Genomic DNA, 20,216 nt, shown 5'->3' with positions numbered 1-20,216 from the left:
TTATTTGCCGCGCAGGCGCGGATGGATGGCGTTCTTCTTCCAGCTCAGCTCCGCGTCGATCTCGCGGATTTCCAGCGAAAGCGCGAAGTGCGGCGTCTCGAAAAGGGGGGCGAGCAGCCGGCTTGCCGTGGCGAAAAGCGCATCGCCAGTTTGTTTCTTCTCTTCCGCGCTGCGGCCTTTGCCGATGCGGAAGTTGAGGTCGATGAAGGCGTTTTCCGGCAAACGGTCGGCGATCGCGTAGTGATCGGCCCGGAGCGCCCGCACGCGGACGGCGCCGACCTCGAAGAGGCCGGTTGCGAGCACCGTCTCCAGCAGCGCCGAGCAAAGCGCATCGAGATCGGTGCGGCCTTCCAGATTGGCGGAATATTCGACGGTCAGGTGCGGCATGGTTCCTCCCGGCGCGCAGCTTTTTATTTAACGTGTTAAATATAAGGCCGCTTGTCAAGAGGCATCAGCCGCCGAAACTGCCGGCCTGGGTCGGGACGTGCACATAGTTGCGGTCGAAATAGATCAGCGCATGCCCATCGCGCCGGCAGCGGATGTCCACGACCTCGCCGATGAGAATGTTGTGCGTGCCGACCAGCCGCGCCTCCGTCAGCCGGCAATCGAAGGAGACGATGGCGTCTGCGAGCGCCTGATTGCCGGAGGGCAGGTCCGTCCAGGCGGCATCGGCGTAACGCGCCTCCATTTCGGCTTGCTGGCCCGCGAAGGAGGCGGCGAGCGCCTTGTGTTCCTGGGTCAGTACATTGACGCAGAAGCGGCGGTTCTCGATGAAAAGGCCGGTCTGCGCCGAGCGGCTGTTCATGCAGACGAGCAGCGTCGGCGGTTCATCGGTCACCGAGCACATGGCGGTGGCGGTAAAGCCGCCGCGGCCGGCGTCTCCCTTCGTGGTGATGACGTTGACGGGCGCGCAGACGCGGGCCATCGCGTTGCGGAATTCGGTCTTCGAGATGGTGCGGTCCATGACACGGCCCTCATTCGGCGGCGTTGCTGAGGGCATCATCGTCCCGTGGCGGCAGCCAGGTGTCGCCCGTCCAGCCGGTCTCGTCGTAATCGGCCATGCACTGGTCGACCAGCGCTTCCATTTCCTTGAGGCGCCCGCCGCGCTCCGCACCCTTCAGCACCTGAAGCCGCACCTCTTCCGGCGCGCCGGCATAGTTCAGCTCGTAGAGCGCATGGCGGCCGCCGAATTCCGTGCCGGTCGCATCCCACAGCAGCTTCATGATCTTGATGCGCTCGATATGGCTCATATTGTCAGAGCCTCGGACATATTGCGCGAGGTAGCGATCGATTTCCGGATTGGCGAAATCCTTGGCCGAGGAGGGCAGGTAGATGAGGCCGGAGGCGACCGTGCGGCGCACGATGTCGATAACCTTCGGATAGGCCTCCGACATGAAGGTGCGGTAGCAGAGCGCCGCTTCGAGGTTCGGCAGCACCGCGCCATTCGCCCAGGGGATCGGGTTATAGGCCATGGCATTGGAGAAGGACCAGAACTGGTGGCGGATGGCGATGACCTCGCCGAGCATCGCCTGATTGCCGCGGAAGGCATCGCCGCCGGTGGCGCGCAAGGCTTTTGCCAGCAGGCCGGCCAGAAAGTCCATCTTCACCGCAAGCCGGGTGCAGCCCTGGAAACAATAGCCGTGCATGAAGCCGGAGGCCGGGTGGAAGGAGAGGATCTTTGCCGCATCGCGCAGCACCAGCACGTCCTCCCAGGGAATGAAAACATTGTCGAGCACGAGGATCGCGTCGTTCTCGTCGAAGCGCGAGGAAAGCGGATAGTCGAAGGGATGGGCGGCAGTGGCCGCCGTCTGCTCATAGGAGGTGCGGCAGAACATTTTTACTCCCGGCGCATTCATCGGCACGATGAACATGACCGACAGCGACGGGTCCTCGGTGACGGTCGCCGAACTCTGGGCGAGGAAGTTGTAATGCGTCAGTGCCGAGGAGGTGGCGACGACCTTGGCGCCCGAGACGTAGATGCCGGCATCCGTTTCCCTGGTGATGTGCACGAAGACGTCCTTCACCGCATCGGCCGGCTTGTGGCGATCGATGGGCGGGTTGACGATGGCGTGGTTCATGAAAAGCACGCTTTCCTGCGCGCGCTTGTGCCAGGCGAGCGCATTGTCCTTGAAGGGCCCGTACCAGTCGGCGTTCGCGCCGAGCGTGTTCATCAGCGCGGCCTTGTAGTCGGCGGTGCGGCCCATCCAGCCGTAGGACATGCGCGCCCAGTCGGCGATGGCGCCCTGCTGGGCGACGAGATCGGCGGCGGAATGGGCGACACGGAAATATTTGTGCGTGTAGCCGCTGGAGCCCGTATCGGTCGGCGATGTCAGCCGTTCCTTACGCTTCGGATCGTGCAGCGCATCGTACATGCGGGCCAGCGAGCGGGCCGAATTGCGCATTGCGGGATGCGTCGTAACGTCGGCGATGCGCTCGCCGTTGATATAGACCTCGCGCCCGTCGCGCAGGCTCGCGAGATATTCGGCGCCGGTGAACGGCCGTGTCTTGTCGCTGCGATGGTCTTCGGCGCGCATGGTGATCCTCCCAAAAAATCCTGACAAAGGCTAAGTCCGCCGGGCAGCGGGCACCATGGACAAACCGAGCAATTCGCTGGTACTTTTTCCGGCCATGACCGCACGCAACGATGTCCCCGCCTTCTTCGTCTACGGCGAGCCGAGCCGCACGCTCGATGTCGGCTTCCTCCATGTCGAAACGGTGATGGAGCGAAAAAGCCTGCATTTCGGCCAAGTCGCGCCGCACAAACACCCGCTGATGGGGCAGATCACCTACTGGTTCAAGGGCGAGGGTTGCTACCGGATCGAGGATCGCACTTGGAATTTTTCCGCTCCGGCGATCAGCTTCGTGCCGAGCAATGTCGTGCATGGTTTCGATGTCGGCGAACAGTCGGATGCGATCGTCGTGTCGATCTCGGATGATCTGTTGAGGGCGATGGCGCCTCAGGTGGACCTGGTGCTCGATGCGCCGGTGCTGCTCGAAGGCGAGGCGGACGCGGCGGGCTGGGTGCGGATCGGCATGCTGCTCGACATGGTGATGGAAGACTATCGCGGCGGTGCTGCCGCCAGCGAACGGGTGCTGGCGGGGCTGATCGGCGTGGTTCTGTCGCTGATGGCCCGGCTCGGCGGCAATGTCGGCTTCGAGGCGGCGTCCCCGGCGCTGGCGCTGGGGTTGGAGCTGCGCCGCGCGATCGACCGGCACTATCGCGAGGACTGGCCGGTCGGCCACTATGTCGAGCGTCTGGCGACGACGCCGCACCTGCTTGACAAGGCGGCGCGCACGGTTTTCGGCCAGACGGTGAAGGACATGGTGCTGGAGCGCCGCCTTCTGGAGGCCAAGCGCCTGCTGCGCTTCACCATCCGCCCCGTGGAGGATATCGGCCGGGAGACCGGCTTCGAGGATCCCGCCTATTTTTCGCGGTTCTTCCGCAAGCGCACGGGTGTTTCGCCGACGGAGTGGCGCCGGCAGAACTCGGAAGCTGCCGGCGCGGGTTGATCAAGCATCCTGCCAACCGACCTGCAATTCCTCGCGGAAGGCGAAGCGGACGAGGTGGCGCACCACCACGTCCTTCAGCTGCTCCATGTCTTCGGCGTTCGGCGCCGTTAGGGAAAGGCGCAGCGTGTTGTCGTCCGCTTTCAGCCGGCAGTCGCCGACCGAAAACGAAATTTCGCCTGCGTGCTCGTCGAAGGTGACGGGGCGCTTGTGGGCGAAATGCTTGCAGAGTTGTTGCAGGTAGCGGCTCGCCTGTTCGGTGGCGATGGCGGCTTCGCTTTTGACGGTGCTCATCAGCTTTTCTCCACGGTCTTGGCGGCAAGGTCGAGCGCGGTGGCGATGGCTTCCGACGCCTCTTCGCTCATTTCACCGCGCCGGAGGCGAAGCCGCATGGCGAGTTTGAGGTTTTCCATGGCGCGCACGACAGGCGCCGGCACGCCTTCGCGTCCGCCGGGACCCCTATGGCCGGCGCGGGCCATGAGCTCGTCGATGGCGGCGCGGTTGGCGGCGAGGAAAGCCTCGCCTTCCGGCGTGATGCGGTAGCGCTTGCGCCCGCCTTCCGCCGGTTCGATCACGGTGTAGCCCATGTCGTCCAGCCATGCGAGCGTCGGGTAGATGACGCCGGGGCTCGGGCTGTAGCTGCCGCCGAAACGGTCCTCGACGGTCTTGATCAGCTCATAACCATGGCTCGGCGCGTCCGCGATGATGGCGAGAAGCAGTAGCCGCAGTTCGCCATAGTCGAACAAGCGTCCGCCGTGGCGGCCACCGCGGCCGCGATGGAAGGGACCCGAACGATCGTCGGGCGGTGAAAAGTGGCGGTGTGGGCCGCATCCCATTCTGTGTCTCATAGTGCCGATATAAATCTCGATATATCGGAAATCAAGATATATCGAGATTTATATCTTTAAAAACATTTGCCCGGCCGCTATCGTCGTATTCTGAAAGATACAGCGTGGGAGATTTGCATGGTGCGGCTGAACGAAATCCGCGAGAACGAGGTCGCGATCACGCCGCCGGAACCGACGGATGCCGCGCTCGTCTTCATCGGCCGGATTTCGACGCCTTGGACCTCGCGTCTGGAAACGCCACGGCAGGGGCGTCCTGACGGGCCGGTCTGCGAAATCGAGATTTTCGAACCCTGGGTGGAAGCGCTCGCCGGCGTCGAGCGTTTCGAGCGGCTGGAGGTGCTCTATTGGCTGCACGAGTCGCGTCGCGATCTCGTTCTGCAAAGCCCTGCCTCGAACGGCGAGGTGCACGGCACCTTCTCGCTACGCTCACCCGTGCGGCCCAATCCGATCGGCACGTCGATCGTCATCCTGGTCAGGATCGAGGGTAACCGGCTCTTCGTGCGCGGGCTCGATTGCCTGGACGGCACGCCGCTCCTCGATCTCAAGCCGGAACGCACGCTCTTCAAGCCCATCGCGCCGCCCCAGAAGGGCGATTACGAGACCGGGGCTGTCCATATGTGCAAGAAGATCGATGATTAATCGTCGATCGCCACCATCACATCCGATGCCTTGATCACCGCATAGGCGTCATGGCCGGCGGCAAGGCCGAGTTCGTTCACCGCGTCGTTGGTGATCGACGCGGTGATGACCTGCCCGCCGATATCGATGCGGACATGCGCCGTCGTGGCGCCGAGAACGACTTCGACGATCTTGCCCTTGAGGCGATTGCGTGCGCTGATCTTCATCATTTTCTCCTGTTGTTCGAAAGAGAACCTAGAGGGGAGATGCCGAATTGGAAGGCGCTGTCGTCCAATGATCCGGCTGTAATTCGTATTTGAATGGATCATTCTTCTGTGGCAGTGTCCGGACGTCTGGAGGAGGCCCGCATGATCATCGACACGCACCTGCATCTCATCTATCGCGACCGGCTCTCCTATCCCTGGCTTTCGGGCGTGCCGGCGCTCGATGCGGATTTCACCCAGGAGACCTATGCGCGCGAAGCCCGCCGGCTCGGCATCGTCGCGGCGCTGCATATGGAAGTCGACGTGGCGGAGGCGGATATTGCCCGCGAGACGGCGATGATACAGGCGCTGGCGGGTGAGGAGGGCAGCGTGCTTGCCGGGGCCATCGCCGCCTGCCGGCCGGAATTACCGGAGTTTCCCGTATATCTCGAAAATGTGCACACCAACCCCTTTGTGCGCGGTTTCCGCCGTGTGCTGCATGTCATGCCGGACGATCTGTCCGAAGGCGCGCTCTTTCGGGAAAACATCAAGCGGCTCGCAGGCACCGGGCTCAATTTCGATCTCTGCGTGCTGCCGCACCAGATCGGCAAGGCGATTGCACTTGCCGATCTGGTGCCGGATGTCTCCTTCGTGCTCGACCATTGCGGCGTGCCCGATATCAAGGGCGGCGGCTTCGATGTGTGGAAGGGGCCGGTCGCGGAGATCGCGCGCCGGCCGAACGTAACGGTAAAACTCTCCGGCATCCCGGCCTATGGGGCAGAAGACTGGACGCTGGAGGACCTGAAACCCTATTTCGCCCATGTGGCGGAAAGTTTTGGTTTCGACCGCATGGTCTGGGGCAGCGACTGGCCGGTCTGCACGCTCGGCGGCGGGCTTTCCACCTGGATCGGCGCGACGCAGGCCCTGCTCTCCGGCGTCAGCCTGAAGGACAAGGCCCGCGTGTTTGCGGAAAACGCCAGACGGCTCTGGAAGGTCTGAACTCGCGCCAGCGCGCCGTGCGCTCGATCCATTCGCGCGTGCGCGCCTCCGGATCGGCGTTCAGCGTGATGTCGGTCACCACGGCGGCGCTGTCGGCGCCGTTTTCGAAGACTGCTTCCAGGCGATCCGGGTTGAGGCCGCCGATCGCGACGAGGGGAGTGGGCGCGATGCGTGCTTTCCAGTCCCGCAGCCGCTCGACGCCCTGCGGCGCCCATTTCATCTTTTTCAGGATCGTAGGCCAGACCGGGCCGAGCGCCACATAATCGGGCTTTTCCTTGAGTGCGATGTCGAGTTCGGCCTCGTCATGGGTGGAAAGGCCGAGTTTCATTCCGGCCGCGCGGATGGCGGCGACGTCGGCTTCTGCCAAGTCCTCCTGGCCGAGATGCACGAAATCGCAGCCTTCCTCGATGGCGAACTGCCAGTAGTCGTTGACGATGAGCTGGCAGCCGTGGTCGATGCAGATAGTTTTGGCGCGGCGGATTTCGGCACGCAGCCGCTCGTCCGGCAAATCTTTCATACGCAGTTGCACGAGCTTGACGCCAACCGGCACGAGGCGCTCGATCCAGTCGGCGCTGTCGACGATGAGGTAGAAGGGGTCGAGCTTCATGAGAAGACGGCCTTTCCGATGACGGGGGTGGAGGGAACGGCCATGTCGCGCGGCTCCAGCGGCACGGCCTCGTGCGCAAGCCGGCCGGCACCGATGGCGAGCGCGAAAGCCTCGGCCATGGCGGCGGGGTCGCCCGCGCCGGCGACGGCGGTGTTGAGGAGAACGGCGTCGTAGCCGAGTTCCATGACCGACGCGGCATGCGACGGCCGGCCAATGCCGGCATCGACGATCAGCGGGGTATCCGGAAAATGTGCCCGGAAGGTGCGCAGCGCCATCGGGTTCACCGGCCCCATCGCCGAGCCGATCGGTGCGCACCAGGGCATCAGCACACGGCAGCCGGCTTCGAGCAGCTTTTCGGCGACGACGAGGTCGTCGGTCGTGTAGGGGAAGACCTGGAAGCCCTCGTCGGTGAGGATGCGCGCCGCCTCGACGAGGCCGAAGACATCGGGTTGCAGCGTGTCGTGATGGCCGATGACCTCCAGCTTGATCCAGTCGGTGCGAAAGACCTCGCGCGCCATCTTCGCCGTCAGCACGGCCTCCTGCACGCTGTGGCAGCCGGCGGTGTTGGGCAGCACGCGCACGCCGAGCTCGCGGATCAGCTCGAAGAAGGCGCCGCCGCCCTTGCCGCCGGCCGTCTCACGACGCAGCGACACGGTGACGATCTCCGCTTTCGAGCGCCGCACCGCTTCCGCGAGGACGGCGGGGGAGGGATAACGTGCGGTGCCGAGCAGGAGGCGGGATTGCACCTCGACGTCGTAGAGTTTCAGCATCTCAGCCTCCCTGCATGGGCGAGAGGATTTCGATGCGGTCGCGCGCGCCGAGCGTAAAGGTGCCGCGGTCTTCACGGTGCACCAGTTCGCCGTTCACGGCGGTCGCCAGCCAGTCGCCCTCATAGTCGAGGGCGGAGAGCAGGTCGGCGAGCGTCGCGGCGGCAACATCCTGTTCCTCGCCGTTGATGATGAAGGTCATGATGCCCTCCTTTCCGGTTGCTGCTGTTGCGCGACGAGCCGCCGCGCGACCTCTCCGGCCATGGCGGGCGCCAGCAGGAAGCCGTGGCGGTACAGGCCGTTGACGTGGATTGTGTTGCCGTCCTCCGTCACGCGGGGAAGATTGTCGGGGAAGGCGGGGCGCACGCCGGCACCGGTTTCCGCAAGCCGCGCCTCGCCGAAGGCGGGGTGCAGGGCGTAGGCGGCGTTCAGCAGCTCCATCAGCGAGCGGGCGGTGATCGGGCCGGCATCCTCGCTTTCGATCATCGTCGCGCCCACCATGAAACGGTTCTTTTCGCGCGGAACGATGTAGATCGGGTGGCGCGGATGCAGCAGGCGGACGGGGCGGGAGAGGGTGATCTCGCCGGTTTCGAGGGTGAACATCTCGCCGCGCACGCCGCGAAGCTCCGGCATGTGGCCGATCCGCGAGGCGCCGGTGCAGTCGATCACCCGGTCGTAGCGGCCTTCGTTCGGCTCTCCGGCCTGGCCGTAAAGGAAGCGCATACGGCCGTCCTCAAGCCCGGCTGTCAGGGCGGAAAGCGCCTTCCGAGGATCGAGATGCGCCTCCTGCCGGAAGAACAGCGCCTTGCGGAAGCGGCCGGCGAGATCCGGCTCCAGCGCCGAAATTCCCGCATCGTCCAGCCATTCCCAGCCGCTGGTGCGGCCGGCGAAACGATCGAGCTCGCCGGCATCGCGCCCGCCGGCGACGACCAGCGTTCCCCGGCGGTGCACATGGCCGGGGACGGCCGCTTCCCACCAGTCGGCGGCGAGCCGGCCGAGTGTGAGCACCGGCTCTTCCGCACTTTCCCGCTCGCACCAGGGCGCCAGCATGCCGCCGGCAAAACCGGAGGCACCGGCGCCGGCCTTGTCGGCGCGCTCCCTGATGGTGACGTCGAAACCGTGGCGATAGAGTTGCCAGGCGACCGTGAGGCCGGCAACGCCGGCCCCCTTGACGAGGATGCGCATGGTCATTCTCCGGCTGTTGTTTCGAGCGGCATGTAGAGATCGCCGCCCTCGCGGAATTTTGCCGCCATCGCCTCCAGCCCCTCCTTCTGCGCCTCGGCGCGGATATCGTGCGAGATGCGCATGGAGCAAAATTTCGGGCCGCACATGGAGCAGAAATGCGCCACCTTGTGCGCCTCCTTGGGCAGCGTCTCGTCGTGGAAGGAGCGAGCGGTTTCCGGGTCAAGCGACAGATTGAACTGGTCCTCCCAGCGGAACTCGAAGCGGGCACGCGACAGGGCGTCGTCGCGCAGCTTCGCGGCCGGGTGGCCCTTGGCGAGGTCGGCGGCATGCGCAGCGATCTTGTAGGTAATCACGCCGACCTTTACGTCGTCGCGGTCGGGCAGGCCGAGATGCTCCTTCGGCGTGACGTAGCAGAGCATGGCGGTGCCGAACCAGCCGATCATCGCGGCGCCGATGCCCGACGTGATGTGGTCGTAGCCGGGGGCGATGTCGGTCGTCAGTGGGCCGAGCGTGTAGAACGGCGCCTCGCCACAGACCTTCAGCTGCTTGTCCATGTTCTCCTTGATCTTGTGCATCGGCACATGGCCGGGGCCTTCGATCATGACCTGGCAGTCTTTTGCCCAGGCGATCTTGGTCAGCTCGCCGAGCGTCTCCAGTTCGGCGAACTGCGCGGCGTCGTTGGCGTCGGCAATCGAGCCGGGCCGCAGGCCGTCGCCGAGCGAGAAGGTGACGTCATAGGCCCGCGCGATGTCGCAGATTTCGTCGAAATGCTCATAGAGGAAGCTTTCGCGGTGGTGATGAAGACACCACTTCGCCATGATCGAGCCGCCGCGCGAAACGATGCCCGTGACGCGGTTGACGGTGAGCGGGATATAGGCGAGCCGCACGCCGGCATGGATGGTGAAATAGTCGACGCCCTGTTCGGCCTGCTCGATCAGCGTGTCGCGATAGACCTCCCAGGTGAGGTCCTCGGCAATGCCGTTCACTTTCTCCAGAGCCTGGTAGAGCGGCACGGTGCCGATCGGGACCGGCGCATTGCGGATGATCCATTCGCGGATATTGTGAATGTTGCGGCCGGTCGACAGGTCCATGACCGTATCCGCACCCCAGCGGATCGCCCAGACCATCTTCTCCACTTCCTCGGCCATCGAGGAGGTGACGGCGGAATTGCCGATATTGGCGTTGATCTTAACCAGGAAGTTCCGGCCGATGATCATCGGCTCGGCTTCCGGATGGTTGATGTTGGCGGGGATGACCGCGCGGCCGCTCGCGACCTCCTGGCGGACGAAGTCCGGCGTGACGAAATCCGGAATATGCGCGCCAAAGCTCTCGCCGTCGCGGACAAGCGCTTTCTTCACGGCTTTGCGGCCGAGGTTTTCGCGGATGGCGATGAATTCCATTTCTGGGGTGACGATGCCGGCCCGCGCATAGGCGAGCTGCGTCACCGCCTTGCTGTCCTTCGCCCGGCGTGGGTGGTTGCGGATGGGGAATTCCGGCGTCAGCCGCTCGCCGGTGGCAAAACCGTTGTCCTCCGGGCGGATATGGCGGCCCTCGTAATCCTGCACGTCGCCGCGGGCGGCGACCCAGCTTTCGCGCAGCCGCGGCAGGCCGCTTTCGATGGAAACGACATGGGTGGGATCGGTGTAGGGGCCGGAGGCATCGTAGACCACGACCGGCGGTTCGCCGGCGGTCGGGTGCAGGGCGATTTCGCGCAGCGGCACGCGGATATCCGGGTGCTGCTCGCCGGGGATGTGGATTTTCCGCGAGGCGGGCAAGGCGCCGGTGGTGACGGTGGGGGTGAGCTTTTGGGCGGCAATATTCATCGTGAGGCTCCAAGGTTCAAAGTTGGAGACCCAGTCCTAGAGCCGGAATGATGGAAAGACGCCGACACGGAATCCGGGAAGCGGAATACGAGTCTACAGCGCTTGCACCGTCCCTACGCCAGTATGAACTGGATCAGGTTCAACGGGTCACTGCGCTGCGAAAGCCAGCAGTATCTCAGCCCCTTGTCGGGACCCCCCTGGTGAATGCTTTAAGCAAAGACGCTCGGGGATGATTTGTCAACATGGTAAAATATGTAAGTGTATTCTTACATTATATTGTGCGAAAAACCTCTCCTCCGTCGTCCTCGGGCTTGACCCGAGGATCCACACGGCACCCGCGGCATGGATCCTCGGGTCAAGCCCGAGGATGACGCCGGGGGGAGGGGAGCACAGGCTTCCGACAAAAGAAAACGGCGGGGTTTTGCCCCGCCGTTCCCTTTGAAATCATTCGCGAAAACTATTCGCGTTCGCCGGTGAAATTCAGCAACAGCTGGAAGATGTTGACGAAGTTCAGGTAGAGCGAGAGCGCGCCGAACACGGCCATCTTCTGCTGCGATTCCTGGTCAATGTTTTCGGCATACTGCTCCTTGATGTTCTGCGTGTCCCAGGCCGTGAGGCCGACGAACACGACGATGCCGATTACGGAGATCGCGAACTGCAGCGCGGTGGAGCCGAGGAAGATGTTGACGATCGAGGCGATGACCACGCCGATCAGGCCCATGATCAGGAACGAGCCGAACTTCGACAGGTCACGCTTCGTGACGTAACCGTAGAGGCTCGTCGTGCCGAACATAGTGGCGGCGATGAAGAAGGTGCGGGCGATGCTCATGCCGGTGAAGACGAGGAACACCGAGGCGAGCGACAGGCCCATGACGGCGCAGAAGGCCCAGAAGGTCGCTTGCGCGGTGCTGGCCGACATCGTCTGGATCTTGAACGAAAAGAAGAAGACGAAGGCGAGCGGCGCCAGCATCACCACCCACTTGAGCGGCGAGGAGAAGATCGGCACGTAGAGCGCCGGCGTCGAGCCGACGAAGAAGGCGATAAGGCCGGTGATGACCAGGCCTGCGCCCATGTAGTTGTAGACGCGCAGCATGTGCTTGCGCAGGCCCTCGTCGAAGAGGGCGGCCGACTGCGCCTGCGCGCCATAGCCAAATCGCTGTTGTACGGGTTCCATCATGGGTCTCCTTCGGTGGAACGATTGATCAGTAAAGCGTGCGCGAGAGATCCCGCGCGGTTTCAGCCAGGTCGTCGGCCTTGCGGCTTTCCGACACCAGCGCATAGGCGACGTCGCCGATCTGCCAGTAGGCGGCACGGGCATTGTCGGCGTGGAAGAGCAGGACGTGCTGCACGCCGAACGAGCCCGGCCGCACGGCGAAGAGCGACAGGCGTTCGTCCTTCTTCGGCTCCAGCACCAGCTCGACGCTCGGGCCATAGGCCGAGGGGAAAACCTGCGTGTCGACCACGGCCCAGCCTTTCGGCAGGTCCGGCAGGACGATCGCCGTCGCGGAGCGGATTTCGGCCGGATCGAAGACGGCGGCTTCGGGCTGCGAGCTCATCGCATCGCGGATGAGCGTGGTCTTGTGCGCCCGCACGGCCTCTTCCACGAAGGCGGGCGGCGGGGTGGAAGCGATGACCTCGGTCGCGCCGAAGGGGCCGAGCACGGCATGCGCGGTCCAGCCGGCGGCAACAAAGAGGGCGATTGCCGCGGCACGGCGGAAGACGGAGAAGACGCGGCGTCGGGCGAGCGAGCGTTCGAGAAGGCGCGCAGCCTCGCGTGTCGCCTGCCGGGTCACCGCACGATGATCGGCCAGCGCCAGGCGCAGTTCGTCGCGCACGCGCAGGTCCTTCATGATCTGGGCGGCGATCTCCGGCCGTTCCGACAGGTAAGCCTCGACCTCGATGCGCCGGCCGACGGCGAGCTGGTCGTCGACATAGGCATTGAGATCGGATTCGAGGATCGGGTCATTGCTGGTCATCGCCAGTGCCTCCGACGATTCTGAGATGGGGGACGGTCGCGGTAGCACCGTTCTGTTCAAAGGCGCGCAGGCGTTCCCGGGCGCGGGCGACGCGCGACATCAGCGTGCCGACCGGAATGCCGAGCGTATCGGCCGCCTCCTGGTAGGAAAGTTCCTCGATCGCGACGAGATGCAACGCGGCGCGCTGCTCTTCCGACAGCGCGAAGAAGGCGTTGCGCAACTGCGTGAGGCGCACCGAATGGTCCTGGTTCGCCGGCACGGAGGTCTCGCCCAGTTCCGCCGCCGCGTCGTGACGGCGCTGTTGCGAGCGGCGCTGGCGCAGGCGGTCGACATGGGCATTGTGCAGGATGGACATCAGCCAGTTGCGCACATTGGCGCCGGTGCGGAAGGTCGACTGGCGCTCGTAGGCTTTCACCAGCGCGTCATGCACGAGGTCTTCGGCATCGTCCGGATTGCGGACGAGCGACAGCGCATAGCGCCTGAGCGCTGCAAGCTGTCCGATCACATTGAAGCCGGGTGTCTTTCCGTTCATGACCCAGTATACGAGAGCCGAACGATCCTCATTCCATCGCCGGCATAAAAAAGTTCACAGCCAGTGCAGCACGAGGGCGGCCAGCACGATATAGCGGCCGAACTTCGCGATTGTGACCACGAGCAGGAACCGTGGGAACGGTTCGCGCATGATGCCGGCAGCGACCGTCAGCGGATCACCGATGATCGGCATCCAGCTCAAAAGCAGGCTCCACCAGCCATATTTGCGATACCAGCGCCCGGCGCGATCGAGGTTCTTGGCGTTGACGGGGAACCAGCGAGCCTCGCGGAAACGTTCCACGCCGCGGCCGAGCAGCCAGTTTATGACGGAGCCGAGCACATTGCCGATGCCGGCGACGAGGATGAGCAATGCCGGCGAATAGGTTTCGGTCGCCAGCAGGCCAGCCAGCACGGCTTCCGACTGGGCGGGAAGGATGGTCGCGGCGATGAGCGCGGCCAGGAAAAGGCCGCCATAGGCTGCGAGCGTGCTCATTGGATATGGGCTAGGGGCAAGGCAACCGGTCCGGAAGGTCAGGGATGGCACCCGCCTTAGGGGCGGGTGTTTGCGCGCGGATTACATCGCGCACTTGTCGGCGTAGGCGTCGCCGTGATCGGTGAAGGCGGTGGCGATGATCTTGTTGGTCAAGACGTCGCCTTCCTTCACCACCTCGGTCACGTAGATGTCCTGGATCGGGTGGTTGTTCTTGTTGAACTTGAATTTTCCGCGCACCGAGGCGAAATCTGCCTCCTTCAGCGCCGCGCGGAAGGCCGCCTTGTCCTTGACGCTCGCCTTGCCGAGTGCCGAGAGGATGAGGTTTGCGGTATCCCAGCTCTGTGCCGCATAGATCGAGGGCAGGCGGTTATATTCCTTCTGGAACGCTTCGACGAAGGCCTTGTTGGCCGGGTTGTCGAGGTCCTTCGCCCAGGTGCCGGAATTCTTGACGCCCAATGCGGCATCGCCGATCGCCGGCAGCACGTCCTGGCTGAAGGAGAAACCGGGGCCGGTGACGGGGATGTTCACGCCCGACTGGGCATATTGTTTCATGAAGGCGATGCCCATGCCGCCAGGCAGGAAGAAGTAGACGGAATCGGCGCCGGATGCGCGGATTTCCGCGATCTCGGCGGCATAGTCCGTCTGGCCGACCTGCGTGTAGACCTCACCGGCGAGCGCCCCCTTATAGTAACGCTTGAAGCCGGTCAGCGCGTCCTTGCCGGCGGGGTAGTTCGGCGCGAGGATGAAGGTGTTCTTGTAGTCCTTATTGTCATATTCGCCCATCGCCTCGTGGAAATTGTCGTTCTGGTAGGCGACGTTGAAATAGTTCGGGTTGCAGTTTGCGCCGGCAAGCGCCGACGGGCCGGCATTCGGCGACAGGTAGATGATATCCTGCGCCACCGTGTTCGGAATGACTGCCATGGCGAGGTTCGACCAGATGATCCCCGTCATGAGATCGACCTTGTCGCTCTGGATCATCTTTTCGGCGATCTGCACCGCGAGTTCCGGCTTCTGCGCGTCGTCCTCGACGACAAGCTCGATCTCGCTGTTGCCGGATTGTTTGATGGCGAGCGTGAAGGCGTCGCGCATGTCGACGCCGAGGCCGGCACCGCCACCGGAAAGCGTGGTGATGACGCCGATCTTCACCGGCTCGGCCTGTGCCGCGCTCGTGGTCATCAACGCAAGGGCTGTTACGCCGCTCGTCAGGAACGTCCGCATGCTGTTCTCCTCTCCCGTGGTTTCGCCCCGTTTGCCGGGCGTTTTCGGAGGAGAACTTTTCAGAGTTCCACGATCAGCGCAACCGTGTGTTTTCGTTTCGCAATTGGAGAAATCCAGGAAGATCGGCGGCGGCCCGCAGGTCCGGGCCGGCCGCGCGATCAGCGCCGCGGAGGAGGACGGCGGCTATGGTTCGGCCGGCGGGCCAGCCAGGCGACTGGCAGGCCGGTCGATTCCTCTCCGGTCAGCAAAGCGCCGACCGGTTCATCAGCATGATGTCGCTCGACGTCAGCGTTATGCGCGACGGCTCGTCAATCTGGTCCAGCACGGCACGCAGCGCCTTTTCCAGGCAGAATTCCACCACCTCGGCATCCATTGATCTTGCAGATTCCAGCGCGAAAGCGACGAGCCGTGCAAGCGCCATCATTTCCGTGCCGCGGTCTTCAATTTCTGTGGTTTCGATTTCCATGTTCTATGCCCCCGGAGCAACGCTCACTCTCAGCCCCTGCGTCGCAGTATAGGCGTGACATCGGGATGGTGCGCGTGACTCCAGCGTGACACACGCGGAATGGGAAACTGCACGTTTTATGAGGTTTCAGGTTGATCTGCGACGGTCCGCCATAGCGTCGTCGCCCGAAAGACCCAGTTTCCCCGTTTTGCAGGGCTTTGCGGGGCGAAATCGGTCAGGATTCGCACCAGCGCGAGGGCGTCCTTGCGCTTTTGGTTCACGGTTGTTGCGTGGAGAAGTTGCAGGAGGTGTTGCCGCTCCCCGGCCTTGCCGGCCGCTTCGATGATCGCAGACCACGTTCTGTCTTTGTAAAAGAGCTGCCGCGCAACATCTCGAAAGCGTGAAATATTCGGTTTATCAAGGGCCTCACCAGTCTCCAGTCGGTCGAGCGTCGCGTCGACATTGACGAGCGGCAGCGAGAGGGCGGGGTAGCCGAGTTCGGCCGGACCGTGCAGCAGCGCGACATCGGCGTCGTCGACGCGGCGGCCGCTGGCATAGTCCTCATAGATGGAACCGACGCCGACCATGCCGAAGGCATCGCATTCAGCGGCGCGCAACGCCCCCATGCTGGCCGCGCCGAAGACGGCCACGCCCTGGTCGAGCGCATGGAGGATTTCCTTGTGCCAGACGGGTGCCACATGCTCGAAGTTGCCGTCGATGATGCCGATTGCTGTGGCGCCTTCGCGCACCGCGGCCAGCACATCGCCATGCGCCGCCGGCGGGCGGACGCGGATGGCGTCGCCGCAGAGCTTCGCGGCATCGGGCAGGCTGGGACCGGCGAAGACGATTTTCATAAGGTTCCGAACAGCATGCGGGAGAGTGCGCGGGAGCCGACGGCATGGCGGCGCGCGCCCTCCGGGTTTTCCAGGGTGGGCACGACCATCTTGACCACGGATATGGGAAGCGAGGCGTCGGTCAGCGGCACGGCGACGACGGGTGTTATGCCCGATGTGGCGAGCACCTCCAGGCAATGGGCGAGCAAGGCCGCGGCGTCGCCCGAAGGGGCGGGGTAGGTTCTTAGCGGGCCGGGCCGGGCCTCGAAGAGGGCGAGCGTTTCCGGCGCCAGCGGCCGGGTGAAGGTTTCGGCAAAGAGATCGTCCCGCGCGCCGCTGATATAGGTGAGGCGCGATTGCGCGACCTCGGTGAGCGCGCGGATGATGGCGCGCGCGGCAACCGGATGCGTGCCGTAACCGACCGTCGCATCGTGGAAGAGTGGCTCCCGCTTGTCGAGGATGCCGGCATCGCCCAGCACGGCGGCATAGGTCGGGATGGCGAGGTCGCTGGTGATATCGAAGAAGCGCAGCTCCAGCCCGGCTTCGCGAAAACGGCCAACCAGCGCTTCGACGACCGGATCGCCGAAGCCGGCGGGGTCGATGGCGGTGGCGAGGCGCTTGTCGCGCGGCAGCAGGCGCCAGAGCCGGTCGGCATCGCGCTCAATGCGTTCCAGAAGACCGTGCAGGGTCGCCTCGGTCTCGGAATTGCCGGAAGCGAGGCCGTCGGAGGACTGCCAGAAGCGCGGTGCACGATCGGTCCTGTCAAGGCAGATCGCGTCGCGCGGCACCCAGACGCGCTCACCGGTCATGACATCCCGGCCGGCGAACCAGTCGAGCTTTTCCTCCTCGGCGAGGAACGCCTGTCCAGCCGCAACGAAGATGTCGAGGGGCAGGCATTGCTCGCCGGCATCTGCAAAATCGCGTCGCGATGCGTGGCGCACCGGCACGAATGGTTCGCCCGCAATGGCCCGTTCCAGCGCCTCCATGGCGGCGGAGACCTTTGCGTCGATATCGGTGATGCCCTTGCCCTGATTGATGACGATCGAGCGGGCATTGGGACTGACGGCGTTCCAGACAGGGATGCCGATGCGGTCCAACCCCGTCAGGCGCGAAAGCCGCGTGATGCCGAACCGGGGCAAAAGCGCCTCGATCCGGCTCCAGGTCTGTTCAGGGCCGCAGATACGGTCAGAATAGGTCGTCACGCTTCAAGCCACCAGGCGCTCACTTGTCGTAAAAGCCGCCGGAGAGCTCGTCCGCTGTCTGGGCGACCGTTGCAAAACTGACACCGCGCGGCGCAAACTCGCCGGCTTTGCGCAGATCATCTGCAACATTCGCTGCAACGGCCGTAACCGTGCCCGCCTTCAGGTCTGCGACCCAAAGCCCGTTTTCACCTTCGAGTCCAAGAACAACGACTTTCGACATTTTACTTCTCCTCTGGTTGAAGCTTCGTGATCTGAATGTACGTTTATTTGTCCATGTATCCGCCATCGGCGTCCATATAGCCGCCACTGGCATCCATGTAGCCACCGGAAGCGGCATCGATCGATGTCGCGAGTGCGGCAAGGTTGACGCCTTTGGTGATGGTTGCGCCTGCCTTGCGGAGGTCATCCGCCGTCTTTAGCGCGCCCGTTGATGGTACCGGAAGCGCTGCCACGGTGCCGGCATCGAGATCGGCTAGCCAAAGGCCTTCTTCACCTTGCACGCCCAGCACAACGATTCTTGCCATGTTGTCATTCCTTTCGATGGAGAGTTGATGATCAGAAACCGGCCTTCTTCAATCCCTCATAATAATGCTGGCGCTGCCATTCCTCCTTGAAGGGGACAATCGCCATCCAGCTATCGAGATCGAAGTTGGGATGGACATCGTAGGTGCGGCGTATGAACTGCCGAGCCTTCTTTGTATCGCCCAGCATGCCCCAACTCGCCGCCGCTAGGCGATCTGTCGGGAGGCGGTCTTTCATGCGCGCGATATAGTCTAGGGCCTGTTCGTATTGGCCTATGGAGTAGCTGGCGCCGGCAGCGATCCAGAAATAATCATCCGGTGGCAGCGGATTGAGATCGATCGCCCGCTGAATCTTCCTAAGGCCAAGATCCGGCCGCGATCCCTGAACCAGCGTATCAGCATAACTCGCAACAACGTTCGCGTGGTTCGGGCTCAACGTTTCGGCCCGTTCCAAATGCTCGGCGCTTTCGTCGAACTGGCGGGAATAGAGCTTTGCGACGCCCAGCTCGCGATGGCCGGAGGCAAGGCGCTCGTCTGTGCGGATGGTTTCTTCTGCCTGTTGCTCGGCCTTTTTCAGGAGGTCTGCATCGCCGCGCGCCGTGACCAACCATTCGAGGAAATAGCTGCGCGACAGCCCGCTCATTGCCGGCGCGAAATCGGCTCTTGACTGCAAGGAGTCGCGAAAGCTTTTGCGGGCTCGGCGGATGTCACGCAAGTCGAGTTTCTTGAGGAGACCCTGTCCGACCAGAAAGCTTCGATAGGAGCCGGCTTCAAGCTCGTAGTCGTTGCGAACGAATTCGTTCATTTCGATCTGCGTGGCAATCGCACCGGCGATCTGGTGGGCGATCATCTGTCGCGAGCGGGCAAGGCCTTCCGCCGACAGCGGAAAACGCTCGGCCCAGATCACCTCGTCGCTGCCGAAGAAGATGAGCTGGGCGAACAGCGTATGGCTGGCGCCCTCGTCGCGCAGCCGCGTCTCGAGGATATAGCTGATCTTGTGACGCTCGTAGGTCGTGGCCCGATCGGCTTGAAGCGATATCTGTGCAGCGGTGTGCGGCGCGATGATCGAGATGGAGCGCAGTGCGCAGAGCCCGATCGTCACGTCCTCGATCAGTGCTTCGGAAAAAAGCGCGGCGTTGCGTTGGGTGAGCGTGGTGACCGGTGGCAATAGCACGACACGCGGTGGAGTCTGCTGCGCGGACGCGATATCCATCTCCTCCGGCAATAGCACTCGGGCGGGCGGATGGAGGGCCATCAAGCTGGTGGTTGCGGCTGCGCGGCCGGTCAGCACGGCGCGCACCTCATCGTCATCGGGATTGCCTTCGAGCAGGCGAAGGGCGGCGGTGGCGCGGGCGGCCCGCATTCCGGTGCCTGGCGCCTGGCTGTCCAGCAAAGCACGGCGCAACAGGGCCGCGTGGCCCGCCCGCTGCAGGGCGATCCAGCTTGAAAGCACGCGGTTGCCCGGCTTGACGTGCTTGAGGAAATCGTCGGTCAGGAGGTCGGCGAGCACATCGAGGCTCGCGCCATCGCGCACCTTGTCGACATCGCTTTCGATGGGCTCCGGCCCGCGGGCGATCGTCGTGTCGGTGAAGGTGAGGTAGGTCCGGTCGAGCTCCCGCTGGCGTTTCTGCACGCGGGAGATGGTCTGGCGCAGGCTCGCGAAGGAGGCCGCGCTGTTGGCGTCGTCCCAGAAGAGGTTCGCCGCGTCGGCACGCGGCATGTCCGGCACGCCGCGCGTCTGGAGGTAACAAAGGATCAGCAGCGCCTTTTCAGGAAAGACGATCTCCTCACCGCCCTCGTCGAGCAGGCGCAGATGTCCAAGCGTCTGCAGCCGTGCCGGCATTTGGGGTCAGATCCGTAGTTCCGGTGCGTTGTCTGCGCGTTCGTTCGCCTCTGCGGCGGCGGCACTTGCCTTGGAAAGCGCGGTTGCGAGCGAGATGATCGACTTGCGAACGCCCGCATCCTCGATCTTCAGGAAGGCGCGGTTGAGGTCGAGACCTTCCTTGGAGGACACGAAGGTCGAGACGTCGCCCGTTTCGTGGCCGGCACCGGCGGAAGGCATGGCGCTGTCTTCGTCCTGGAAGAAGAAGCTCGGCGGCACGCGGAAGACTTCCGAGATCGCCTGGAGGCGGCTCGCGCTGATGCGGTTGGTGCCCTTCTCGTATTTCTGCACCTGCTGGAAGGTGACACCCAGCCGATCGGCAAGCGCCTCCTGGCTCATGCCGACCATCAGCCTGCGCAGGCGAACGCGGGAACCGACGAAGACGTCGATCGGATTCGGTGTTTTCTTGATCATGAGGCTTTCTCCCCTATAGGACATGCCGGGGCATGGCGAGGCACTGGTATCTCTTCACTCTGCTTGAATCGCCGGTGCGATGCAACTGCCGGGAAGCACATTTCATCGCTACCGTAGCGTGAACCGGAGGGTATTCCGCGGGTA

The 20,216-nt window shown here is 63.8% G+C and carries 26 protein-coding genes and 1 riboswitch; of the genes, 3 read left to right on the top strand and 23 right to left on the bottom strand.

All coding sequences use genetic code 11. From position 1 onward, the window contains the following. The 3 genes from J2Y63_RS13170 to J2Y63_RS13160 all read right to left on the bottom strand — a co-directional run bounded on the left by J2Y63_RS13170 (window position 1) and on the right by J2Y63_RS13160 (window position 2,534). A complete protein-coding gene (locus J2Y63_RS13170) occupies window positions 1-387 on the bottom strand; it encodes a 5-carboxymethyl-2-hydroxymuconate Delta-isomerase (protein ID WP_435266429.1) in 387 nt (128 codons plus the stop codon). 64 nt (window positions 388-451) lie between these two features. Next, window positions 452-964 (bottom strand): flavin reductase, encoded by a 513-nt coding sequence (locus J2Y63_RS13165; protein WP_435266428.1) that lies wholly within the window; start codon window positions 962-964, stop codon window positions 452-454. Window positions 965-974: 10 nt separating this feature from the next. After that, complete coding sequence (locus J2Y63_RS13160; protein WP_435266427.1) at window positions 975-2,534, bottom strand: 4-hydroxyphenylacetate 3-hydroxylase N-terminal domain-containing protein; 1,560 nt, start codon at window positions 2,532-2,534, stop codon at window positions 975-977. A 94-nt stretch (window positions 2,535-2,628) separates the two neighbouring features. On the opposite strand from J2Y63_RS13160, the gene J2Y63_RS13155 reads away from it, so the two are divergent. Further along, window positions 2,629-3,510: a helix-turn-helix domain-containing protein gene (locus J2Y63_RS13155; protein ID WP_435266571.1), complete on the top strand. Its 882-nt coding sequence runs from the start codon at window positions 2,629-2,631 to the stop codon at window positions 3,508-3,510. Here J2Y63_RS13155 and J2Y63_RS13150 read toward each other — a convergent pair whose 3' ends face one another. Further along, window positions 3,511-3,801, bottom strand: coding sequence for a DUF2218 domain-containing protein (locus tag J2Y63_RS13150; RefSeq protein ID WP_435266426.1), 291 nt, complete (start codon window positions 3,799-3,801; stop codon window positions 3,511-3,513). Then, on the bottom strand, window positions 3,801-4,253 hold the full coding sequence (locus J2Y63_RS13145) for a PadR family transcriptional regulator (RefSeq protein ID WP_435266425.1): 453 nt from the start codon (window positions 4,251-4,253) through the stop codon (window positions 3,801-3,803). The genes J2Y63_RS13150 and J2Y63_RS13145 overlap by 1 nt, the downstream gene beginning before the upstream one ends. Window positions 4,254-4,472: 219 nt before the next feature. Here J2Y63_RS13145 and tsaA point away from each other — a divergent pair, with 219 nt between their 5' ends. Further along, the gene (tsaA, locus tag J2Y63_RS13140; protein ID WP_435266424.1) at window positions 4,473-4,994 is read left to right on the top strand and encodes a tRNA (N6-threonylcarbamoyladenosine(37)-N6)-methyltransferase TrmO; all 522 of its coding nucleotides are present in this window, start codon (window positions 4,473-4,475) and stop codon (window positions 4,992-4,994) included. Here tsaA and J2Y63_RS13135 read toward each other — a convergent pair. Then, window positions 4,991-5,200, bottom strand: a complete 210-nt coding sequence (locus tag J2Y63_RS13135) for a TOBE domain-containing protein (RefSeq protein ID WP_435266423.1) — start codon at window positions 5,198-5,200, stop codon at window positions 4,991-4,993. The genes tsaA and J2Y63_RS13135 overlap by 4 nt on opposite strands. Window positions 5,201-5,341: 141 nt before the next feature. Here J2Y63_RS13135 and J2Y63_RS13130 point away from each other — a divergent pair, with 141 nt between their 5' ends. Then, the gene (locus J2Y63_RS13130; protein ID WP_435266422.1) at window positions 5,342-6,175 is read left to right on the top strand and encodes an amidohydrolase family protein; all 834 of its coding nucleotides are present in this window, start codon (window positions 5,342-5,344) and stop codon (window positions 6,173-6,175) included. Here the strand turns inward: J2Y63_RS13130 and J2Y63_RS13125 are convergent. The 17 genes from J2Y63_RS13125 to J2Y63_RS13045 all read right to left on the bottom strand — a co-directional run bounded on the left by J2Y63_RS13125 (window position 6,114) and on the right by J2Y63_RS13045 (window position 20,072). Next, window positions 6,114-6,782 (bottom strand): thiamine phosphate synthase, encoded by a 669-nt coding sequence (locus J2Y63_RS13125; RefSeq protein ID WP_435266421.1) that lies wholly within the window; start codon window positions 6,780-6,782, stop codon window positions 6,114-6,116. The genes J2Y63_RS13130 and J2Y63_RS13125 overlap by 62 nt on opposite strands. Then, window positions 6,779-7,552 carry a thiazole synthase gene (locus J2Y63_RS13120; RefSeq protein ID WP_435266420.1) on the bottom strand — a complete coding sequence of 258 codons (774 nt, stop codon included), beginning with the start codon at window positions 7,550-7,552 and terminating at the stop codon, window positions 6,779-6,781. Before J2Y63_RS13120 ends, J2Y63_RS13125 begins: the two co-directional genes overlap by 4 nt. A 1-nt stretch (window position 7,553) precedes the next feature. After that, window positions 7,554-7,751: a sulfur carrier protein ThiS gene (gene thiS, locus J2Y63_RS13115; RefSeq protein WP_435266419.1), complete on the bottom strand. Its 198-nt coding sequence runs from the start codon at window positions 7,749-7,751 to the stop codon at window positions 7,554-7,556. Further along, entirely contained in the window at window positions 7,748-8,734 is a 987-nt protein-coding gene (gene thiO / locus J2Y63_RS13110) for a glycine oxidase ThiO (RefSeq protein WP_435266418.1), read from the bottom strand. The genes thiS and thiO overlap by 4 nt, the downstream gene beginning before the upstream one ends. A 2-nt stretch (window positions 8,735-8,736) precedes the next feature. Next, window positions 8,737-10,557 carry a phosphomethylpyrimidine synthase ThiC gene (gene thiC, locus J2Y63_RS13105; protein WP_435266417.1) on the bottom strand — a complete coding sequence of 607 codons (1,821 nt, stop codon included), beginning with the start codon at window positions 10,555-10,557 and terminating at the stop codon, window positions 8,737-8,739. A gap of 92 nt (window positions 10,558-10,649) precedes the next feature. Next, window positions 10,650-10,766: riboswitch (TPP riboswitch) on the bottom strand. Between the two features lie 248 nt (window positions 10,767-11,014). Beyond that, the gene (locus J2Y63_RS13100; RefSeq protein ID WP_256119921.1) at window positions 11,015-11,731 is read right to left on the bottom strand and encodes a Bax inhibitor-1/YccA family protein; all 717 of its coding nucleotides are present in this window, start codon (window positions 11,729-11,731) and stop codon (window positions 11,015-11,017) included. Between the two features lie 28 nt (window positions 11,732-11,759). Next, window positions 11,760-12,533 carry an anti-sigma factor family protein gene (locus J2Y63_RS13095; RefSeq protein WP_435266416.1) on the bottom strand — a complete coding sequence of 258 codons (774 nt, stop codon included), beginning with the start codon at window positions 12,531-12,533 and terminating at the stop codon, window positions 11,760-11,762. Then, entirely contained in the window at window positions 12,520-13,065 is a 546-nt protein-coding gene (locus J2Y63_RS13090) for a sigma-70 family RNA polymerase sigma factor (protein WP_256119919.1), read from the bottom strand. Before J2Y63_RS13090 ends, J2Y63_RS13095 begins: the two co-directional genes overlap by 14 nt. Window positions 13,066-13,119: 54 nt before the next feature. Further along, the gene (locus J2Y63_RS13085) at window positions 13,120-13,557 is read right to left on the bottom strand and encodes a YqaA family protein (RefSeq protein WP_435266415.1); all 438 of its coding nucleotides are present in this window, start codon (window positions 13,555-13,557) and stop codon (window positions 13,120-13,122) included. A gap of 81 nt (window positions 13,558-13,638) precedes the next feature. After that, window positions 13,639-14,775: an ABC transporter substrate-binding protein gene (locus tag J2Y63_RS13080; RefSeq protein ID WP_435266414.1), complete on the bottom strand. Its 1,137-nt coding sequence runs from the start codon at window positions 14,773-14,775 to the stop codon at window positions 13,639-13,641. Between the two features lie 241 nt (window positions 14,776-15,016). Next, window positions 15,017-15,241, bottom strand: coding sequence for a hypothetical protein (locus J2Y63_RS13075; protein WP_435266413.1), 225 nt, complete (start codon window positions 15,239-15,241; stop codon window positions 15,017-15,019). A gap of 116 nt (window positions 15,242-15,357) precedes the next feature. Next, entirely contained in the window at window positions 15,358-16,074 is a 717-nt protein-coding gene (locus J2Y63_RS13070; protein ID WP_435266412.1) for a TfuA-like protein, read from the bottom strand. Then, a complete protein-coding gene (locus J2Y63_RS13065) occupies window positions 16,071-17,255 on the bottom strand; it encodes a YcaO-like family protein (protein ID WP_435266411.1) in 1,185 nt (394 codons plus the stop codon). The genes J2Y63_RS13070 and J2Y63_RS13065 overlap by 4 nt, the downstream gene beginning before the upstream one ends. 19 nt (window positions 17,256-17,274) lie before the next feature. Then, window positions 17,275-17,475, bottom strand: coding sequence for a hypothetical protein (locus J2Y63_RS13060; RefSeq protein WP_256119913.1), 201 nt, complete (start codon window positions 17,473-17,475; stop codon window positions 17,275-17,277). Window positions 17,476-17,518: 43 nt separating this feature from the next. Next, a complete protein-coding gene (locus tag J2Y63_RS13055; RefSeq protein WP_256119912.1) occupies window positions 17,519-17,779 on the bottom strand; it encodes a hypothetical protein in 261 nt (86 codons plus the stop codon). 31 nt (window positions 17,780-17,810) lie between these two features. Further along, window positions 17,811-19,619, bottom strand: a complete 1,809-nt coding sequence (locus J2Y63_RS13050; protein ID WP_435266410.1) for a hypothetical protein — start codon at window positions 19,617-19,619, stop codon at window positions 17,811-17,813. Between the two features lie 6 nt (window positions 19,620-19,625). Continuing rightward, the gene (locus J2Y63_RS13045; protein WP_256119910.1) at window positions 19,626-20,072 is read right to left on the bottom strand and encodes a helix-turn-helix domain-containing protein; all 447 of its coding nucleotides are present in this window, start codon (window positions 20,070-20,072) and stop codon (window positions 19,626-19,628) included. Between the last annotated feature and the right edge of the window lie 144 nt (window positions 20,073-20,216).

Origin of the sequence: Shinella sp. BE166, assembly GCF_051201095.1 — a bacterium.
In the GTDB taxonomy this organism is placed as follows: domain Bacteria; phylum Pseudomonadota; class Alphaproteobacteria; order Rhizobiales; family Rhizobiaceae; genus Shinella; species Shinella lacus.
The sequence above is the reverse complement of the archived record's forward strand: the minus strand, read 5'-3'. Positions and strand labels throughout refer to the sequence as shown.